The organism is Dehalogenimonas etheniformans (assembly GCF_014672715.2).
GTDB classification, from domain to species: domain Bacteria; phylum Chloroflexota; class Dehalococcoidia; order Dehalococcoidales; family Dehalococcoidaceae; genus Dehalogenimonas; species Dehalogenimonas etheniformans.
On the sequence record NZ_CP058566.2, the window covers coordinates 1,572,923 to 1,592,259 of the forward strand.

The window sequence follows — 19,337 nt, forward strand, 5'->3', positions numbered from 1 at the left end:
AAAGGACACCCGCGTTTTCGCCTAGAATGATAGCCTTTGTAGGCAAAGACAGACGGAGGTAACCATTAGGAAAACATATTTCTTAGCAACCACCCAACGAGAAAACGTTGGTGATCCGATTACTATTATTAATTAACACTTTGACATCCGGTAATTCAGATGCTACTTTATCACAAACCCTCGGAAGCAACACCTACTTGGTAAGCAGACACACTAGATGACGGGATACACCGGCAAAGACTTCAACCTGCTGTTCTCCAAAATGAGCGAGGGAGTAGCCATCCATGAGCTCATCTTTGACAGCGACGGAAAGCCGATCGATTACCGCATCCTGGACGTGAATCCAAGTTTCGAAACCTTCACCAGAATCCCAAAAAATAAGGCGGCCGGCGCCAGGGCTTCTGAGATTTACGGCACCGGAACCGCTCCCTTCCTGGAAATCTACTCAAGGGTCTCATCTTCAGGCAAACCAGAATCTTTCGAAACCTATTTTCCGCCCATGGAAAAGTATTTTTCGATTTCGGTCGTCTCCATGCATCCCGGAATATTCGCGACCATTTTCAGCGACATTACTGAACACAAGAAGGCATCGAACCGCACGGAGCAGTTGAACCAGTTCCTCCTGGCACTGCGAAACGTCAACCAGCTAATCACCCATGTAAAGCGAGATCCGCAACACCTGATCGACGAGATCACCCGGACACTCATCCAGAGCTGCAACTACTCACACGTCTGGATCGTCCTCCTGAACCTGGACCGACAAGCGACAGCCGTGACCTCATCCAGTCCCTCGGAATATTGGGACAAACTGAACCGGGAATTCAAAAAGAAAAATATTCCTCCCTGCGCGAAAGACGCCATAGAAAAAGGCAAAACTGTAGTTGTCAGCGCCATTTCGGACTACTGCTCCAATTGCCCCCTGGCGAGGGGCGAGATCACCAAGCTCGTTGCCCCGCTAATTCACGATAACAAACTCCGGGGCGTTATCACCATCGACATGACCCCGTGCGCTTTGATCGGCGAAGAGGAATTGAGCCTCTTCGATGAAATGGCCGGAGACATCGCCTTCGCCTTGAGCGACATCGAAATGGAAGAAGCCCGGATCAAAACCGAAAAAGCCCTGGCCGAGTCCGAAATCAGGTACCGCTCGCTTTTCGATAACAGTAACGATGCGATTTATGTCCACCTTGAAGGCGTCACCGGCCGGTTCATCGACGTGAACGATAGGGCGTGCCAATTGCTGGGCTACAGCCGTGAAGAAATGCTGGAGATGAGCCCAAGTGATATCGATGACCCCGAGTACTCCAAACAATTAGCGGAAAAGTCAGACCAACTCCTTAAAAACGGTCACGGCGTCATTGAAATGGTACACATAGCCAAGGACGGTAGGCGCATTCCCGTGGAACTAAGCACAGGACCCTTGACCATTGGCGGACTCTCTCTCCAGTTGACGATTGCCAGAGATCTTACCGAACGTAAAAAAACCGAAGCCGAACTAATCCGTTTTAACAAACTGTACGACGTACTTAGCCAGGTGAACCAGGAAGTTATCCGGGCTAAGAACAATGACAGTTTCCTGAGCGCGACCTGCAAAATAATTGCCGAACGCGGCGGTTTCGCCCTGGCGTGGGTCGGAAAGTTTGAGCCAATCAACAAAGCGATAACACCAGTCGCTTCCAGCGGTCAAGCCGCAAGTTATTTAGATGGTATCGAAGTCACCGTGGAAGATTCACCGAAAGGAATCGGCCCCATCGGAATGAGCATTCGCCAAAATGCTCCTTACATCATCGAAAACTTCATGACCGATGCCAGCACAGCTCACTGGAAAGACCGCGCCCAACCTTTCCAATTCGGAGGCGTGGGCGCCTTTCCGATTCTCGTCAACGGAGAAATCTGGGGCGTTCTGGGAGTATATTCATCTGCGATCGGCTACTTCGGCGACAAAGAAGCCGAACTTCTTGAAGAAACAGCCGGAGACATCGGCTTCGCACTTCATAACATCGATAAAGAACGAAATCGAATCGCAGCGGAATTAAGAATCCAGGCCGCCGCGGATGAATGGTTGACCACATTCGATTCGATCAAGGATATGGTTGCCATCGTAGACAGAGATCACATCATCAGACGGGTAAACAGAGCTTTTACAGAAGCGCTTAAAACTGGACCTGGAGATTTGCTTGGCAAGCATTGCTTTGAGGTTGTCCACTGCATGAACCAGCCCCACCCATCGTGCCCTCATGCCAGAACCCTGATTTCTCGAAAGGCTGAATCCAGCGAATATTTCGACAAAAGATTGAAAAAATGGGTCGAAGCCAGTTCCTCGCCGATCTTCGATGACGACGGGATTCTGGTCGGTTCGGTCCACATCATCAAGGATATCTCAGCCCGCAAACGAGAGGAACAAGAAAAGCTACTTCTCAGAGACAAAGCGGAGATCGCCAGCCGCCTGGCGACGGTAGGCGAAATGGCAGCGGGCATCGCCCATGAGATCATAACCCCTTGACCGGCGTTATCGGATTCTCAGAGATGCTGATGGAGCAGGAAGTTGCTCCGGAAATCAAAGAACAGCTCCAGATAATCAACGATGGCAGCAAGCGGGTCAAAGACATTGTCAAGCGCATGCTGACGTTCGCCCGCCAGGCAAAGCCGATGAAAAGCCGGATCGACATCCACGAACTGATCGAGAATACACTGGAAATCCGCGGTTACGTCCTCAAGACCGCGAATATCGAAGTCACCAGGCATTACGGTGAGGATCTGCCGTGGATCACCGTCGATCCAGGCCAATTGCAGCAGGTGTTTCTGAACCTGATCGTCAACGCCGAATACGCCATGAAACAAAACCAGGGCTTCAAGGGGGTATTGACCATCAGTACCCGAAAAGCAGCCGACAAAATGATCCTATCCTTCAGCGACAACGGCTGCGGGATGTCCAGGGAAACCATAGGCAAGCTCTTCCAACCGTTCTTCACCACCAAAAATCCGGGCGAGGGCACGGGGCTGGGGTTGAGCGTATCGCGTTCGATCATCCTGGAACACGGCGGTGAGATCACGGTTGAAAGCCGGCCCGGATCGGGCAGCACATTCACCATCGAACTTCCAATCAGCGCTGAACCTGAGGTAATAGAAGAGACAGACCCGGATAATTCAGGCATTCCGGTTTCCAACGTAAAAGCGCGGGTAATGGTTATCGATGACGAACCGGCGGTTAGATCGCTCATAGAAAAGTGCTGATGCGAGAAGGTCACTCCGTCCTAACTATTGAGGATCCGGGCGACGTCCTTGGGATTCTAATGAATGACGCCTTTGATATAATCCTGCTTGATATCAGGTTACCGGGTATCAGCGGAATCGATCTATATGGAGACATAGTCCTGATCCACCCGAAACTAAAGGAACGGGTCATTTTTATCACAGGCGACACCGCAGATGCCAACGTGAGAGAATTTATCGCGAGTCACCACGCGAATTGGATAACCAAACCCTTTGACCGCAGTACTTTCCTGAAGAAATTCAACGAAGTGCTGCTGAGAAAATGACCCGACAGCCTTCAGCTATCAGCTTTCAACCTTTTATCACGCAAAAACCGACAGCTAAGGGTGAATAATCGGCCAGAGCCAGTTGAAGGGTGAAAAGACCCAAAACAAAATGACGTGGGCAGCCATGAACAAGACGATGCCCACGCCGATGATCTTCTTCCAGTTTCGGCGCCTGCTCCAGGCGATAAAACGGTCTTTGAACCTGGGCTTGTTATCCATCGAAAGCAGGAGCTGACGGGGGCGCTTTGCCCATCCCAGAGCTTTGTCGATGAACAGCGCGAGACCCAGGATTATGCCACCGACGATCGGCACGAAATAGAAGATATAAGTAATGCGGTTGGTAATGCCGCCGATGATAATCCACAGGATAAGAGTGGCGAAAATCCACGCGGCGGCAAATAACGCGGCTTCATTACGGCGCCGCCATGCCTGCCAGCTTGTCCAAGTGAAAACGGGGATGGTCGCCGCCCAGACAGTGGGCGTTACCGCCGACATGTACTGCGGCGTCCACCAGAAGGGCATGACATGGTAACCAAGCACCCATTGCCAGGGGTGGAGGGCGGAGGGGTGGGACGAGTTGGCGAAAGTGATGGTGGCGGGAATGGTGAATAGTTGTGCAGCCCGATTAACCGGATTGCTCCATTCTCCGGTAAGGGCGAACTCCATAACCGGTACCGCGAGGATGGCAACGACATAGGCGACGAGGCCGGACAGCGCCAGTTGAAGAGCTTTATCCCGGCGGAAAAATAGCCAATGTATCCCGATGATGGCGATCCCAAGGAGCCCCGTAAGTTTCACTAAAGTGGACATGACCAGAAACAGGACCGCCAGCGGGTATTTACGGGCGAGGTAAGCCCACAAACCGGCGATCATAAAAAAAACATTGAAGATGTCCAGCATAGCCACCGAGGCCATGGTGAAAATTGAATTCTCGAAGGCGAACATGGTCGTGGCTAAATTAGTAGCGAGGTTCGACAAATTTAACCTTCTCAGGATGAGGTAGAAGAAGAATATCGAGCCGACACCAAAAAGGGCGGGCATGAAGCGCCAGCCGAACTGGTTGTCGCCGAAGATCTGCATGCCGGCGGTGATGATGATCTTTCCCAACGGGGGGTGTTCCGGCTGATGCAGGACTCCTTGGACCAGGTAGTCCCTGGCCGAGACGACATAGTATTGCTCGTCCAACACCAGGTCCTTGGGAAACCACATCAGACCCAGATGCAGGATCATGGAGGCGATGAGAATGGTCAGAAGCCAGGCGTGCTTCCAACCGGCAAAGCGTTTAAGCGCAGTTTTTATCTTTGTCATTAATTAAGGCCGCTAATGAACATAACGACCGGAGAGCAATACCGTTAGCCCCTTGCCGTTTAAAACAATAAGGTTTCCTGGTTGGTATCCAATCACAAACTAATCGTTAAATAATAACACAAGAAACCATTCATTGTTTTGACGTCGTCTTTTTACCGGCAAAGGGGCAATTTTTCAAGATTCAGCAACTACCGGTCGGTCAAGCAGCAAGCGCGACCAGAAAATCCGGTCTCGGGGAGAGTCGGTAGCCAAATCCGCGGAAAGCCCTGCGGTCAAGCGCCGCACCATCACCAGGACGAAGAGGGCGGCAAACCCGGCGACCACAGCCATTGGTTCGTCCAGGAGGTAAGCCGCCAGCGGCAGTACCAGGAAGGCGGCGCCAACCCCTAGCGGCAGGGCGTTGCTCTGTCCGGCGCCGGTTCTGAAGCGCTGTTCCTTTGGAACGCTTTTCAGACCAGCAGCCTTGATTACCTTGGAAATGATGGCTAGAAAGACCGGGATGAGGCAGATTATCGCCGGCCAGAAGGCCAGAGTCGCCGCGGCGCCGAAACCGGTGGTATTGCCCTTTTCACCATCGAACTTCTTGAACACCGGCCACATCTGGCCGCAGGTAGCGGCCAACGCGGACAGAGTGACTACAGAAATGTCAAAATCCAGAGAACGAGCGAGCCAGACCGTGCCGATTCCTTTCAAAACATCGATGGCGCTGGCCGACAGTCCCCACACCGGTCCGGCTTTCTTCCAGATGGCATGGTGCAGGTCGCCTATCGGTTCGATATGATGGTACTTCGCCATCAGAAGGAGCTGGGGGAAGGCGCCGATAAAGTACGCCGCAACGATGACCGCGATATTAGCGACTATAGTCTCCTCCCGAGGAGTTGTATAAGATCAAAACGGTCACATTATAAATCCGCCGCCGTTGGTTTTGATAGTCCGAAAAAAGTCTTTACATTGAACGATGGTTCAAGTTATTATAATAACCATCCGCATCTCCCGCTTAAGCGTACCTAATTCTTTCGCGTCTATACCAGGAGTAATCCTTCCCAGCAAATTTGAGACCGGAGGGCAGACAGGATGACCGTCAAAGTAGTCACCGACACAACCGCAGATTTGCCCGCATCCATAGTGGCGGAACTCGGCATTAAGGTCGTACCCCAGTACGTCAGATTCGCGGACAAGGTTTACCGGGACCTTGTCGAGATTTCTCACGATGAATTTTACCGCCGGCTGCAGAGCGATAGCGTCCACCCTAGCACCTCCCAGCCCTCCCCCAAGGATTTTGTGGACGTTTACAAGTCAATCCTTCCGGCGAAGGACGGCATCCTGTCACTTCACCTTTCGAAGAAACTCAGCGGCACCTACGATTCGGCGCTCCAGGCTAAGCAAATGATGGCCAAGGAAGCCAATATCGAGGTGATCGATACCCAATCCGTCTCCATGGGGCTGGGGCTTTTCGCCATCATGGCGGCACGCATGGCCAAGCAGGGCGCTACCCTGGCTGAAATAGCGGCCGCAGTCAACGACGCTATACCTCAGATGCGCTTACTGGGCATTTTCGACACCCTGAAGTACTTAGCCGCTGGCGGCCGCATCGGTAAAGCGAAGGCTTTAGTGGGATCGATCCTTTCGGTTAAACCCGTTTTGACCGTAAAAGAGGGCGAACTGCACCCGGCGGGTCAGGTCAGGAGCAGGTCCAAGGGGATCGACCGACTGATCGAGTGGACCGGGACATTGGGGAAAATCGCCGACCTGGCGGTGGTTCATACCACCACCCCCGATGAAGCCAAGGCACTCGCAGAACGCCTGGGCAATTATTTCCCCAAGAACCAGATTATCATCTCCCGTTTGAGCGCCGCGGTAGGTGCCCACGCCGGTCCGGGGACGCTGTTTGTGGTGGCCCGCTCAGCTTAATCCCCGCATTGGCAATTGATTCCTCTCCGAAGTGAGAGGATAATAGGCCGCTTTGAACCACCAAACGGCGTTTGTATTGGTCCGCTCATCGCGGCAAACCCTTGCGATCGAGATCAGACCCGATGCCACCGTTGTCGTTAGAGCCCCGAGGCGGGTGGGTTTAAGAGACATTCACCGCTTCATCGAAAGCCATCAGAACTGGATTGTCCGGAAACGGATGGAGCTCGCGGCGCGGCCACAGCCGCAGAGGAGAAAGTTCGTCGAAGGTGAGGAATTCCTCGTCGGGGGCCGAACCTGCCTGTTGCAATTGTCTGACTCGGTGTCCCCAGCCGTAGATTTGCAAGGCGACCGGTTGGTTTTGTCCGCCAAAGCACATTCCAAGGCCCGCGAAACAGTCACCACATGGTACCGGGAACATGCACGCCGTGTTATCACCGAACGAGTCCAGCATTATGCCCGGATCATGGCCTGCCGTCCCTCGGCGATAAGGATCACCAGCCCTCGGCGTAGATGGGGATCATGCGGCCCATCCGATTCCCTCAATTTCAACTGGCGATTGGTCATGGCGCCTCGGGAGATCATCGATTACGTTGTTGTCCACGAACTGGCCCACATCCGTCATAAGCACCACGGCGCCGAATTTTGGGACTTAGTCGGCACTTTTTTCCCGGAGCACAAAGCAGCGCGACGCTGGCTGAAGGACAACGGATATCAATTAGATTTTTAATCAAACGGGTATTGAATCGCGGGCGAGAAGTGATAGAATTACCCCGGGATTTTGGATTGATACCGTGACATCAGAGATAAAACCGAAACGCCGGGTCCTGGTTGTCGACGATGAGACCGCTATCCTGCGGTTCGTGAACGCAGGACTGGAGATTGCCGGTTATCAGCCGACGTCGACAACCGATTGCGACGAAGCCCTCAATATCGCCAGGTCCGGCAAAGCCGATATTATGCTCCTGGATATTTTCATGGCGCCGATAACCGGCTTCGACGTGCTGACCAAACTCAGGGATTTTTCAGATCTGCCGGTGATCGTGTTCACAGCCAGGGACGACGTTGGTGAATTCGCCAAGGAAGCCGGGGCTGACGACTACTTGGGCAAGCCTTTCAAACCGGGAGAACTGGCGGAAAAGATCGAGGAAGTAATGGCGCGGCGATCCGCCAGGACCGCCTAGCATCCGCAGCGTCCTTCACACCACCTGGTCCGGAAAAACCGTCAGGCTGGATTATGGGCGGCGCGTGCGGGCAGATCCGAGGCGATCTTGCGAATGACCACTTTTTCAGCGGCTGAAGCGTGGTCGTGAAGCTCTTCGATGATGCTGGCGAGAGCCTTCCGGGCCCTCAAAGACAGCCGGGGATCAGCTTTGATGGCAGGAAGCAACCCCGACAATATGGATTCTCTTCCGGTGACCAGGTAATCTATGGTGACGCCCAGTTCTTCGGCGAGTTTCTCCAGCATCGAGAGTGAAGGCAGCCTTTTGTTTTGTTCAATGGCGGAGATGTGCTGAGGGGTAATATGCAATCCATTGGACAGGTCCTGCTGGGTGAGTTTGAGGTCAAGACGTTTGGCCTTGATCCTGTCGCCGATAGACATGTGGGTCCCTGCCTTATATTTAGTATTTTTACCCGCACAAATCTTAACAGCCTGTTGTGAGTAGCGCAATGAGACAACTACAGGTTGATTTTGCTATTGGAACCGAGTATTGTATATTTTATTAGGGCAAATTCTTAATAAATAATTTCAAATCCTGAGATACATTGAACAAAGGTAAAACCACAATTCTTCTGGCCGACGACCACGCCATTGTCCGGCGCGGCATTAAAGCCCTCCTGGAGTACGAACCGGACTTCGCCGTGGTGGCGGAAGCCAGTGACGGCCTTCAGGCTTTGGAACAGCTCGAATCGGTCAAACCGCACATACTGGTTACTGACCTGTGCATGCCCAACATGAGCGGCATCGAACTGCTCAAAGCTATGAAAGAGAAAAATATCCCGACACGATCGGTCGTTCTTTCGATGTGCGGCGATGCCCCGTACATCACAGGCGCTTTAGACGCCGGTGCCTTCGGCTATATCCTCAAGGAATCCGGCGTCGAGCATCTAGTCACGGCGATACGGGAAGCCCAGTTGGGACGCAGGTACTTGAGCCCGCCGCTCTCAGTGGGTTAAACAGGCGCCCCGGATTTCTTCGGAGTCGTCTCTGCGTTTGATTTGAATCCCGGACAGCTTCTCGATTCTCGTCATTTCCTCCTTTCCCGGTTTTGATGCCAGCAGAAACCGGTGTTACTATTGGAGTGCGGTCTAAAAGGAGGGTGCGATGTCCACCGAGAAATTCACTGTCTCCGGCGATAAAGTGGTCGGAAAAGTCAAGGAAATAATCCACCAGGGCAATATCCGGCGGGTCCGCCTGATCCACGAGGGTAAAGCCATTATCGACATCCCCCTGTCTATCGGGGCGCCGGCGGCGGCCGTCGGTATTCTGGCGGCTCCGCTCTTGGCGGCGGTCGGTGCCTTTGCGGCGCTGGTGACCGAGACCACCATCGAGGTGGAGCGGACCGACGATAAACCGGTTGAAACAAAATAAGCCGCTGATTCTTTGGCGCCCATTACAAGTACCGGTTCCAGGCTAACTTCCCGGTTATATTTCAGTACCGGATCTTGATTTCGCTAACCTGCGGTGGTACTATAGGCGGGTTGGAGAAAAGTATTGCGCCTGCGTCAATACGACCCTGAAAAACCGGTATCATATCTCAAACTAGTCGGTGCCGTACTTCACAATTACGGCAGCTTTCACCATCCTGAGGACCTTGTCCGAATTATGGGTGAGAAGCGCCTTACCGACGTGACACATACCCCCGAAATGGGGGAAGCCACAATCAATCTTTACGACGGCGGCGACCAGAGGGTTTTCCAGTTTAAAGAATCCGCCAACCGAGGCGGCACCATTGACGTGTTGTTCAATCATAACCACCTCGAAAGTTTCCGGGCGCAATTATTTTTTGAGGGGATGCTGGGAAAACCGGGGGCATTGATTTTCTCCAGCCTGAGGCTGGGGCCGCTAGTCTCAGCGGTGGTGGGAGGGAAAGCCAACATCAGTTTTGACGCCTCCTCGGGACAATTTTTCTGTCACTATGGAGACTTGGTTATTTCATACACCCACGAACAGGAAATGGGCATTCCAAGTATTTCAACATCCATCCTCTGCCGCCAAACCTGTCCAGCGAACCTGTTCAACAGGCCAGAACAGTTACGGTTTTCCATCACCTGATACCCCCGGTTCGCAACGAACAGCCGAAAACCGGTGTTTTCTGATATAATTCAGGTATGACCGATCCACCTAAACCGGCTGCCAGCAAACCTAGAATCGTCCTTTTCGACGCCAGCGCGCTGGTGCACCGCGCTTACCACGCCTTCGCGCACGGGCGGCAACTCACCAACTCCAAGACCGGCGAGGTCACCTCGGCGGTGTTCGGCTTCACCAATATCCTGCTCAAAGTCCTGGCTGACCTGAAACCCAACTGCTACGCCATCGCGTTCGACCGCAAGGGGCCGACCTTCCGCCACGACATGTCGCCAGAATACAAAGCCCACCGCCCGCCGACGCCGACTGAACTCATAACGCAACTGGGGCGGGTACATGAACTTGTGGAAGCCTTCGACATGCCGATCTTCGAGCAACAGGGTTATGAGGCCGACGACCTGTTGGGGTCGGTGGCCCGGAAGGCGGAGGCGGCAGGCGCCGAGGTTATCATCGTCACCGGCGACGCCGACGCCATGCAACTTGTGGACGACGACGTCAAAGTGCTCTACCCCAAACCCGGTGGCACATTTTCCGACACCATTCTCTATGATGCCATGGCCGTAACCGGGAAGTTCGGGGTGCCGCCTCACCGGGTTGCCGATTACAAAGCACTAGTAGGAGACCCGTCCGACAATATCGGCGGTGTACCGGGAGTGGGACCCAAGACCGCCGTTAAACTCCTCACCGAATTTGATGGAATCGAAGAGATTTTCAGGAATATCGAGCTAATCAAGCCCGAAAAACTCAGGGAACTCTTGAGAAAAGAAGAAAACGCAGCGCGTCAGAGCTTGAAATTGGCAACTATCGTCACCGACCTGCCCATAGACTTCGACATCAATAAGTGTGAAATCTGCCGCCTCAACCGGGAAAAAGCAATTCCACTGCTGCGTGAACTCGAGTTCACAACCCTGATCAATAGACTACCAAAAACCGATTCCGCCGGAGACGCAGTGACGCAAGCGACGCCGTCGCAAGTTTCCCAACCTACAATCGAATGCCAATATACCCTGGTCGACACCACTGAGAAACTCGAGCACCTGGCTAAAAGTCTCGCCAAAGACGAGAGGTTTGCCCTTGACACGGAGACCACCAGCCTGGATGCCCTGACCGCCGAACTGGTGGGACTTTCGATCGCGCCGACGGCCGGCGAAAGTTATTACCTGCCGGTTGGGCATGTGGGAGTGGAAGGCGCTCAGCTAGAGTTATCAGAAGTCAAAAGGATGCTTGGTCCGATCCTGGCCGATAAAAAGATCCCCAAGATCGCCCACAACGCCAAGTTCGACCTTCAGATAATGCAAACCGCCGGTTTCGTTATCAATGGGCTGGACTTCGACACCATGCTGGCTGCGCACCTGCTGGGGGAAAAAGCCCCCGGATTAAAAAACCTGGCATCAACCCGCCTCCACGTTGAAATGACGCCGATAACGGAACTTATCGGGGAGGGTAAGAGCCAGATCTGTATCTCCCGCTGCGGCTTGAAAGAGACCTCCGATTACTCCTGCGCCGACGCCGATATGACTTTCCGGCTGGCCAACAACCTCGAACCGGAACTTAAAAAACAGAACCAATGGAGATTGTTTTCCGAGGTGGAGATGCCGCTGGTTCCGGTCATCATGGACATGGAGCGGGCGGGGATAGCGCTGGATATCGATAAGCTGAACGAGATGGCGGTACAGATCGCTCGTCAACTGGTAGCCCTTGAAGATGAGATCCTCGCCCTGGCCGGGCACGACTTCAACATCGCCTCGCCCAAACAACTCGGCGACGTCCTTTTCGGGGAACTTCACCTGCCGTCGGGCAGAAAAACGAAGACTGGCTATTGCACCGACGCCGCTGTCCTCGACGAACTTAAAGATGAGCACGCTATCGTTCGGAAGGTACTCGATTACCGTACCCTGGCAAAACTGAAATCTACCTACGTCGATGTATTGCCAACAATGGTATCAGCCTGCGACGGACGCCTTCACACCAGCTTCAACCAGGCGCGGACGGCTACCGGGAGGTTGTCATCGAGCGATCCGAACCTGCAGAACATTCCCGTCCGGGGCGAATTGGGCCGCGAAATACGCAAAGCCTTCGTGGCACCGCCCGGTTACGTCCTGCTGGCGGCAGACTATTCCCAGATCGACCTGCGGGCGCTGGCGCACCTATCAGGCGACCCCGACCTGATCGCCGCGTTCAAGCATGATGAGGACATTCACACCGCGACAGCGATGCGGCTTTACAACCTGCCGAAAGAACAGATCACTCCGGTTATGCGCCGCTTCGCCAAGACGATCAATTTCGGCGTCATCTACGGCATGAGCGATTACGGACTGGAACAGGCGACGGAACTCACCCGGGCACAATCTTCGGAATTCATCACCAAGTATTTCGAGCGTTATCCCGGCGTGAAATCATACCTCGAGGCTACCAAGGAACAGGCCAGGTCGCGAGGGTACGTCGAAACGATCCTCGGACGGCGGCGCTACATCCCCGAGATCAACGCTTCGAACCGCCAGGTGCGAGAGGCAGCCGAACGTATGGCCATCAACATGCCGGTCCAGGGGACTTCGGCGGATATCATCAAGGTTGCGATGCTGCACGTCATCAGGGAGATGAACCGGCGCAAGCTCCAGAGCCGCCTGCTGCTGCAGGTCCACGATGAACTCATCTTCGAAGTACCGCAGCACGAACTTATCTTCATGTCCGAGATGGCCCCAAGATTGATGGCCGCTGCAGTTGAACTGGCAGTGCCTCTTAAAGTTGATATGAAATACGGCACCAACTGGGGAGAGATGGAATAGCCTTGACAAAGACGTCGATAAAGGCTTTCCCCGTTGTACCCTTTTTGGTTATATGCATCGGTTTCATTATCTTATTTTTTATTACTAATAACCCGCCCGCCAGCTTCGACACCTCAGTTTTCAACGCGATCCACAACCTGAACGCGCCTCTAATCAACTCGATCATGACCGGGGCATCGTTGCTCGGCGAGACCTGGCCTTCCATCTTTCTGGCTTTGTCCGTGACACTGTGGTTTTGGCTCAAGGGGTTCAAGCGCGAGGCAATCTGGTTTGCCTTAGCTTTGATAGCAGTTTCATCTACAACATCCCTGATCAAGAATATCGCCGACAGAACCAGGCCAAACGGCAACGAATTCAGCTTCATTTCGGGGCATACCTCATATTTCACTGTTTTTGGAAGTTACCTATTACTCAACACCCAAAAACTCATTCAAAAGGCATCTGTGGTGACTTTTTGGCGTCCAAGTATCATTATCGTCGTAGCGATTATTGCCTTTTCACGAATTTACCTGGGAGCCCACTGGCCGACAGATGTGGCGGGCGGATTCGTGTGGGGCCTAATAGTGTTAATTCCCGGTACAGCGGGCTATTGCCAGCCGGCAGCGGGTTGAAACAAAATCTAATGACTTTATCAATACTGAAATGAAGTCCCTCGCCTCCCTCAGGACAACAGAGGTGAATGATGCCTGAACTACCGGAAGTTGAGACGGTCACCAATGAAATCCGACCCTACGTCCTGGGACGTCGCATAAAAAACGTCGAGGTGTTCTGGACGGGAACGATCAAATGCAACACGGTCCCGGAATTCGTCAATGGCCTTGTGGGGCACACAGTAACCGAAGTCTCGCGGCGGGGCAAGTTTATCGTCTGGCAACTATCCGGTGGAAAAAGGCTTCTCACCCACCTCAAGATGACCGGTGCGCTGATCGCCCAGGAAGCTGATACCCCACCTCCCCCGTACAACCGCGTCGAGATCACTCTCGACAACGGATTGAAAGTCTACTTTCGAGACCCTCGGAAGTTCGGGCGCATGAGGGTTGTCGATCACGATGCGACGCTCGATGAACTCGGACCGGAGCCCCTGGAGCCGGAGTTCACCTCTGACGTCCTCGCCTCGATCCTGAAAAAACGTAAAAGTCCGATCAAGCCGACGCTGTTAGACCAAACGCTCATCGCGGGCATCGGGAATATGTATGCAGATGAGGCGCTGTTCGAGGCTAAAATCCACCCGTTGAGGGCTGCGGACAGCTTATCGCCTGCCGAATACAAACGAATACACGAGGCGATTCAGCACGTGCTGACAGCAGCTATCGAGAGCAAGGGCGCATCGATCGCCAATTACGTCCGTCCCGGCGGGGAGTTGGGACACGCCCACTTCGCCTTCAAAGTAGCGCATCGGCGGGGTGAAAATTGCCCGAGGTGCGGAACCCCGCTCGAGCGGATTGTGGTACGAGGCCGGGGGACTTACTTGTGTCCGCACTGCCAACCCCACACGGGGAATAATACCAATACTACAAATATCCAATAAGGAACGTTATGAAGACAATTGGACTTATTGGCGGAATCAGCTGGAACTCGACGGCTTTATATTACAAGTTAATCAACGAGGGAGTGGCAAAAACCCTGGGCGGGCTGCATTCGGCTAAAGTTCTGATGTACTCTTTCGACTTCGAGGAGATCGAGAAACGGCAGAGCAGCGGCGATTGGCATGAACTGGGCGCGATGCTGGGGGAGAGGGGGAAAGCTCTAAAAGACGCGGGAGCGGACTTCCTGGTCATCTGCGCCAATACCATGCATAAGGTCGTCGAGCAGGTCGAGGCAATTTCCGGTTTGGCAGTCCTGCACATAGCGGACGCGGCGGGTGAGTCGATAAAGAAAGCCGGTCTCAAGAAGGTCGGTCTTTTGGGAACCCGCTTCACAATGAGCGAAGATTTCTATCGCAGGCAGCTGGAAGAAAGATTCGGCTTGGAGGTACTCGTCCCGGAAAAGGACCAGCAATATATCGTCAATTCTATTATTTACGATGAACTGTGCCGCGGCTGCGTCCAGGAGGCTTCCAATTGGGCCTGCCAGCTGATCATCGACAAACTGGTCGCTCGAGGTGCCGAAGGTATTGTATTGGCATGTACCGAGCTTCCAATGCTGATCAAACCATCCGACATGAAGGTTCCGCTGTTCGACACAGTTAAATTGCATGCGGGGGCGGCGGTGCGGCGGGCGGTCACAATCTGAAGAATACCATGGGAACGATTTGGGGGTTTTCGGCATCTTATACTGTGGACATGCATTAGGAATGTAGAGACTTGGTAAAATACCGGAGGCTTGCAGATGGCCGGGGGCGTTGGGGACCGAAATACTAAAAGACTGACATTAATCGCCTTTGTCTTGACCATGACAGCGACCCTAATACTATTCTTTGTCCCGACGTTCAGGCACTACAGTGGAGTTATTGTTCACCCGGAGGATAGTAGGTACGTATATCAAACAGCCTGGGATCATTTTACTTTCAATCAAAACACACCGGATGTTCCTTGGTTCTTCTTCTTTTTCATCATACCGTTAGTGCCAACCATGATCGGTTATTTGGCCTCGAGATTTCGCGATAAATCGAAGTGTAAGAGATGGTTATGGTTTTCCACGGCGCTAATGACCGGTTTAGTTCTTCTAAATGCATTCTATTTTAGCCTGTATTTCCTGCCAGCTGCCGCTTGCCTCCTTGCCGCGGCAATCAACGAAACTCGCAAATCACCCGCCGTTCATGGTTCGACAGGCTCACCACGAACGACTTAGAGCGTAAAGGTCAAAACTCCTCCCCCCAATTGCCAATCGCCGCCGTTTTAGATATGCTTTCATATCGGAATTATAGACGAGGTATCTAATGAGACTTTCTCTCCTATTTGGTAAAACCCAGCGTGAAATCCCCGGCGAAGCAGAAACGATAAGCCATCAATTGCTCCTACGAGCTGGCATGATCAACCAGCTCACCGCGGGCGTTTATTCATTTATGCCTTTGGCCTGGCGCAGCGCCAAAAAAATCATGGATATCATCCGGGATGAGATGGATGCAGCGGGCGGGCAGGAAATAACGATGCCGGTTCTCCAGCCCATCGAGTTATGGGAAAAGTCCGGCCGCGGCGCTGCTTTTGGAGCAAACCTATTCAAGCTGATCGACAGGAAAGACCGGGTGCTGGCCCTCGGCCCGACTCACGAAGAAGTGGTAACCGACTTGGCTGCACACTACATCCAGTCATACCGCGACCTGCCGCAAAGGCTGTACCAGATCCAGACAAAGCTACGGGATGAACCCCGCCCCCGCGGCGGCCTTGTCCGCGTCCGCGAGTTCATTATGAAGGACATGTACACCTTCGATGCCGACGATGCTGGCCTCGAAGTGTCTTACCAAAAAATGGTACAGGCATACAAAAACATCTACCGGCGCTGCGGTTTAAAAGCCATGGCAATCGAGGCCGATTCGGGAGCTATCGGCGGCAAGGCTTCCCATGAGTTCATGGTGCTGGCGGAGTCCGGCGAGGATGAAATCATTTTTTGCCCCGGTTGCGGTTACGCCGCCAATGTGGAAAAAGCCAAGTTCGATAAAGGCTCTTCGATTGAACAAATCCCTCTCCCAATGACCGATGTGGAAACACCCGGCAAAGAGTCTATCGAAGATGTCGCCAAATTCCTGAACCTGGCGCCGTCCCAGATGCTCAAGTGCGTCTTTTACATCGCCGACAAGGAATTCATCATCGCCGTCATCCGAGGAGATCTCGAAATAAACGAAGTCAAATTGAAGAACCTGCTCAAGGCAACCGATCTGCGGCTAGCCACGGCTGAAGAAGTGTCGGAGCAGGGAATTATTGCCGGTTCGGCGTCGCCAGTCGGTCAAAAAGCCAAAGTTATAGCCGACGACTCGATTGTCTCCTCAATTAACTACGTTGGCGGGGCAAATATCGCCGGCCGCCATACGAATAACGTCGTCCTCGGAAGGGACTTTAACGCCTACAAAACATCCGATATAGCCTCGGCCGGAGTTGGTGCCAAGTGCGCCAAGTGCGGCGGCACCCTAGAATCAACCCGGGGGATCGAGGTCGGTCACGTATTTAAACTGGGCACATTCCTGGCTGAAACATTTGGAGCCCTCTATACCGACCCGGAAGGGAACCAAAAACCATGCGTCATGGGCTGCTACGGCATAGGGGTCGGGCGCCTCCTGGCTGCGGCGATCGAACAAAACCATGACGACAAAGGCATCATCTGGCCGATGCCCATCGCTCCCTACCCGATTCACATCTGCGGGCTCTCCCTGGACAATGAAAAGGTTAAAGAGGCGGCGGACAAAATATACGCCGACCTGTATACCGCCGGTATCCAGTCGCTCTACGACGATCGGATCGAGTCCCCCGGAGTAAAATTCAACGACGCCGATTTACTCGGCATGCCGCTACGAATTACTGCCAGCCCGCGAACCCTCGATAAGGGTGGAATAGAACTCAAGAAACGTTCGGAAAAAACGTTCACCTTGGTGCCAATCGACAACATCGTGGGTGAAGTTAAACGCATGATTGATGAACAGATGAAAGCAGCCGCTTAATTCTAGAGAAGAACGCAAAAGAAAGAGACAGGCCTCAAAGCCTGTCTCTTTCTTTTTTCAGACCAAAAATCAGCATAAAGTACAATGGAGTCCTAATACTTTAGGACGATGTAAAAAGTTGGTAATAGTGTAAAATGGGGTATTGCTATATAGAACATTATGAAAGTCGATCAGTAACACTAAGGATTATCATCAATTATGACTTAAAAGCATGAAGTCTCCCAGACAATGCTATCTAATATTTTGAATCCAAAATAAAACCGGCGACCTCACGCAAAGGCCGCCAGAAAGGAAGGATTTAAAAAGACTGCCGGTTCAAGGTCAGAACTTTTGGCGTCCTTCCGTGTTTCTATTATCCAATAACATATAAATCCAGTCAAAAATTTTTAAGGAGTAAAAATGTCCAAGTTTCACAGCATGGTTAGCCGAAGAGATTTTATGAAAGGTCTGGGATTGGTCGGGACGGGAGTGGGTGTTACGTCGCTTGTGGCACCCGTATATCACGATATCGATGAGCTTATAGCTTCTCCATCCGCAGCCCAGAACCATCCCTGGTGGATAAAAGAACGAGAACTTGAAAACCCCACCGTCGAAGTAGATTGGTCATTGATGTACCGCTCAGATGGCCTTTGGACAGGGCAACAACCTTCTTGCACCGACTATTTCATCGGAAAAGAAGAGCGTTTGCGGAGGTCTAAGATTGCATCCGATTTCAGCAATAATGCATTAAAAAACAACACCCCAGGACTCGATCTTAAGGCTTCAGCGCTTTCCGGCGGAGGTCTTCAAGCCACAGCTCTGATGGGTTTTATTTGTCCACAAAAAGCAGCAACCCCAGAATCGAAAGGGGTGCCAAAATACCAGGGTAGCCCCGAGGAAAACAGTAAAATAGTGAGAGCTGCCACCATTTTCTACGGTGCAGCACAAGTGGGCATGGGAGAAATCACGGACAGAATAAAGGCTAAGCTCCTAAGAGATAAGGATAAGGCTCCTTCGAATAAAAAATACGTCTTTGAGGATGTGCCTGTCGGTTACGAGGGCACCGATAAATTAGTATTCCCGGCCAACGTACCCCTATATGACTTCGCCATGAACGTGCCAATGTCCAAAGAAATGTACCGCACATCTCCTGCTTCAAACATTCAGGGCGCTGCCAACGGTAGCCGTTATAGCCGATTTTCCTTAATCCAACCCAGGATTCAGCTTTTTCTCGCTGGTTTGGGTTATACCTGCTATGGCTACACCCAAGTATATAATGGAGCAATCCCCTCAGCGGCAGCTTGTAACCTTCAAGGATTGGGAGAAGGTGGTCGGAACAATGGTGTCTTCATCAACGCAGAATATGGACCTTGCGTAGGTTGCTTTAGTCTGGTAACAGACCTGCCTTTGGCTCCCACAAATCCAATTGATGCGGGTATTTGGCGTTTTTGCCAGACATGTCATAAATGCGCGAATGCCTGTCCAACCGGCTCAATCTCTAATGACAAAGAACCAAGTTGGGAGATACCGCCCATTTATGGGAAAGCAGATAATACCCACATCCCCGGACGTAAGGAGTTCTGGACTAATGGCATCGATTGTTGGAACTCCAAAGGCATGTACGGCGGATGCGCCAACTGCATGGGAACGTGCACATTCAATACCAGTCAATCCTCAATTCATCAAATAGTCAGAGCTACCCTCGCAACTACTCCAATGTTTAACAGTTATCTGTGGAATTTGGACAATACCTTCTCTTACGGTCTTCATGAGGATAAAGATGCTTGGTGGCATATGTCACAACCCACCTATGGGTTTGATAGTACGATACACGTAAAAGGTGGAAATTATTAAGTAATAATTTTTCGTTGTTCACAAACCAAGCGGCAGGCTTTAGAGCCTGCCGCTGTTTTTCT

General features: G+C 52.5%; 18 protein-coding genes. 15 read left to right on the plus strand and 3 right to left on the minus strand.

What is annotated here, in order from left to right:
* Positions 1-217 precede the first annotated feature (217 nt).
* Genes HX448_RS10500 through HX448_RS10510 form a run of 3 tightly spaced genes read left to right on the plus strand, consistent with a single transcriptional unit; the run spans position 218 to position 3,539 of the window.
* A complete protein-coding gene (locus HX448_RS10500; protein ID WP_226846715.1) occupies positions 218-2,503 on the plus strand; it encodes a PAS domain S-box protein in 2,286 nt (761 codons plus the stop codon).
* On the plus strand, positions 2,500-3,234 hold the full coding sequence (locus tag HX448_RS10505; protein ID WP_226846717.1) for a sensor histidine kinase: 735 nt from the start codon (positions 2,500-2,502) through the stop codon (positions 3,232-3,234). Before HX448_RS10500 ends, HX448_RS10505 begins: the two co-directional genes overlap by 4 nt.
* The gene (locus HX448_RS10510; RefSeq protein WP_226846719.1) at positions 3,234-3,539 is read left to right on the plus strand and encodes a response regulator; all 306 of its coding nucleotides are present in this window, start codon (positions 3,234-3,236) and stop codon (positions 3,537-3,539) included. Before HX448_RS10505 ends, HX448_RS10510 begins: the two co-directional genes overlap by 1 nt.
* A 54-nt stretch (positions 3,540-3,593) precedes the next feature.
* Here HX448_RS10510 and HX448_RS07850 read toward each other — a convergent pair whose 3' ends face one another.
* On the minus strand, positions 3,594-4,847 hold the full coding sequence (locus HX448_RS07850; RefSeq protein WP_102331715.1) for a phospholipid carrier-dependent glycosyltransferase: 1,254 nt from the start codon (positions 4,845-4,847) through the stop codon (positions 3,594-3,596).
* Positions 4,848-5,021: 174 nt separating this feature from the next.
* Positions 5,022-5,708: a glycerol-3-phosphate acyltransferase gene (locus HX448_RS07855; RefSeq protein WP_336470084.1), complete on the minus strand. Its 687-nt coding sequence runs from the start codon at positions 5,706-5,708 to the stop codon at positions 5,022-5,024.
* Between the two features lie 213 nt (positions 5,709-5,921).
* On the opposite strand from HX448_RS07855, the gene HX448_RS07860 reads away from it, so the two are divergent.
* The 3 genes from HX448_RS07860 to HX448_RS07870 all read left to right on the plus strand — a co-directional run bounded on the left by HX448_RS07860 (position 5,922) and on the right by HX448_RS07870 (position 7,939).
* A complete protein-coding gene (locus HX448_RS07860; RefSeq protein ID WP_102331717.1) occupies positions 5,922-6,758 on the plus strand; it encodes a DegV family protein in 837 nt (278 codons plus the stop codon).
* Between the two features lie 52 nt (positions 6,759-6,810).
* A complete protein-coding gene (locus tag HX448_RS07865) occupies positions 6,811-7,485 on the plus strand; it encodes a M48 family metallopeptidase (protein ID WP_102331718.1) in 675 nt (224 codons plus the stop codon).
* 64 nt (positions 7,486-7,549) lie between these two features.
* Positions 7,550-7,939, plus strand: coding sequence for a response regulator transcription factor (locus HX448_RS07870; protein WP_162486007.1), 390 nt, complete (start codon positions 7,550-7,552; stop codon positions 7,937-7,939).
* Positions 7,940-7,980: 41 nt separating this feature from the next.
* Here the strand turns inward: HX448_RS07870 and HX448_RS07875 are convergent, their stop codons facing one another.
* The gene (locus HX448_RS07875; RefSeq protein ID WP_102331720.1) at positions 7,981-8,358 is read right to left on the minus strand and encodes a helix-turn-helix domain-containing protein; all 378 of its coding nucleotides are present in this window, start codon (positions 8,356-8,358) and stop codon (positions 7,981-7,983) included.
* Positions 8,359-8,522: 164 nt separating this feature from the next.
* Between HX448_RS07875 and HX448_RS07880 the strand changes: the two genes are divergently transcribed.
* The 9 genes from HX448_RS07880 (at position 8,523) to HX448_RS07920 (ending at position 19,275) form a co-directional block, all read left to right on the plus strand.
* Positions 8,523-8,933: a response regulator gene (locus tag HX448_RS07880; RefSeq protein WP_102331721.1), complete on the plus strand. Its 411-nt coding sequence runs from the start codon at positions 8,523-8,525 to the stop codon at positions 8,931-8,933.
* A gap of 148 nt (positions 8,934-9,081) precedes the next feature.
* Entirely contained in the window at positions 9,082-9,348 is a 267-nt protein-coding gene (locus HX448_RS07885) for a DUF4342 domain-containing protein (RefSeq protein WP_102331722.1), read from the plus strand.
* A 123-nt stretch (positions 9,349-9,471) separates the two neighbouring features.
* The gene (locus HX448_RS07890; RefSeq protein WP_102331723.1) at positions 9,472-10,032 is read left to right on the plus strand and encodes a hypothetical protein; all 561 of its coding nucleotides are present in this window, start codon (positions 9,472-9,474) and stop codon (positions 10,030-10,032) included.
* A gap of 56 nt (positions 10,033-10,088) precedes the next feature.
* Positions 10,089-12,851: a DNA polymerase I gene (gene polA, locus HX448_RS07895; protein WP_102331724.1), complete on the plus strand. Its 2,763-nt coding sequence runs from the start codon at positions 10,089-10,091 to the stop codon at positions 12,849-12,851.
* A gap of 2 nt (positions 12,852-12,853) precedes the next feature.
* On the plus strand, positions 12,854-13,462 hold the full coding sequence (locus tag HX448_RS07900) for a phosphatase PAP2 family protein (RefSeq protein WP_102331725.1): 609 nt from the start codon (positions 12,854-12,856) through the stop codon (positions 13,460-13,462).
* 71 nt (positions 13,463-13,533) lie between these two features.
* Positions 13,534-14,379, plus strand: a complete 846-nt coding sequence (gene mutM, locus HX448_RS07905) for a bifunctional DNA-formamidopyrimidine glycosylase/DNA-(apurinic or apyrimidinic site) lyase (protein ID WP_102331726.1) — start codon at positions 13,534-13,536, stop codon at positions 14,377-14,379.
* Positions 14,380-14,387: 8 nt separating this feature from the next.
* Positions 14,388-15,083, plus strand: a complete 696-nt coding sequence (locus HX448_RS07910; protein WP_102331727.1) for an aspartate/glutamate racemase family protein — start codon at positions 14,388-14,390, stop codon at positions 15,081-15,083.
* A 646-nt stretch (positions 15,084-15,729) separates the two neighbouring features.
* Entirely contained in the window at positions 15,730-17,442 is a 1,713-nt protein-coding gene (locus tag HX448_RS07915) for a proline--tRNA ligase (RefSeq protein ID WP_102331729.1), read from the plus strand.
* Between the two features lie 399 nt (positions 17,443-17,841).
* Positions 17,842-19,275, plus strand: coding sequence for a reductive dehalogenase (locus HX448_RS07920; protein ID WP_102331730.1), 1,434 nt, complete (start codon positions 17,842-17,844; stop codon positions 19,273-19,275).
* The last annotated feature ends 62 nt before the right edge of the window (positions 19,276-19,337 follow it).

Bases quoted from the DNA above. Each gene is read 5' to 3' on its own strand.
- HX448_RS10510 (WP_226846719.1), top strand. From the start codon at position 3,234: ATGCGAGAAGGTCACTCCGTCCTAACTATTGAGGATCCGGGCGACGTC.
- HX448_RS07875 (WP_102331720.1), bottom strand. From the start codon at position 8,358: ATGTCTATCGGCGACAGGATCAAGGCCAAACGTCTTGACCTCAAACTC.
- polA (WP_102331724.1), top strand. From the start codon at position 10,089: ATGACCGATCCACCTAAACCGGCTGCCAGCAAACCTAGAATCGTCCTT.
- HX448_RS07915 (WP_102331729.1), top strand. From the start codon at position 15,730: ATGAGACTTTCTCTCCTATTTGGTAAAACCCAGCGTGAAATCCCCGGC.
- HX448_RS07920 (WP_102331730.1), top strand. From the start codon at position 17,842: ATGTCCAAGTTTCACAGCATGGTTAGCCGAAGAGATTTTATGAAAGGT.
- HX448_RS07850 (WP_102331715.1), bottom strand. From the start codon at position 4,847: ATGACAAAGATAAAAACTGCGCTTAAACGCTTTGCCGGTTGGAAGCAC.
- HX448_RS07860 (WP_102331717.1), top strand. From the start codon at position 5,922: ATGACCGTCAAAGTAGTCACCGACACAACCGCAGATTTGCCCGCATCC.
- HX448_RS07885 (WP_102331722.1), top strand. From the start codon at position 9,082: ATGTCCACCGAGAAATTCACTGTCTCCGGCGATAAAGTGGTCGGAAAA.
- HX448_RS07910 (WP_102331727.1), top strand. From the start codon at position 14,388: ATGAAGACAATTGGACTTATTGGCGGAATCAGCTGGAACTCGACGGCT.
- HX448_RS10500 (WP_226846715.1), top strand. From the start codon at position 218: ATGACGGGATACACCGGCAAAGACTTCAACCTGCTGTTCTCCAAAATG.
- mutM (WP_102331726.1), top strand. From the start codon at position 13,534: ATGCCTGAACTACCGGAAGTTGAGACGGTCACCAATGAAATCCGACCC.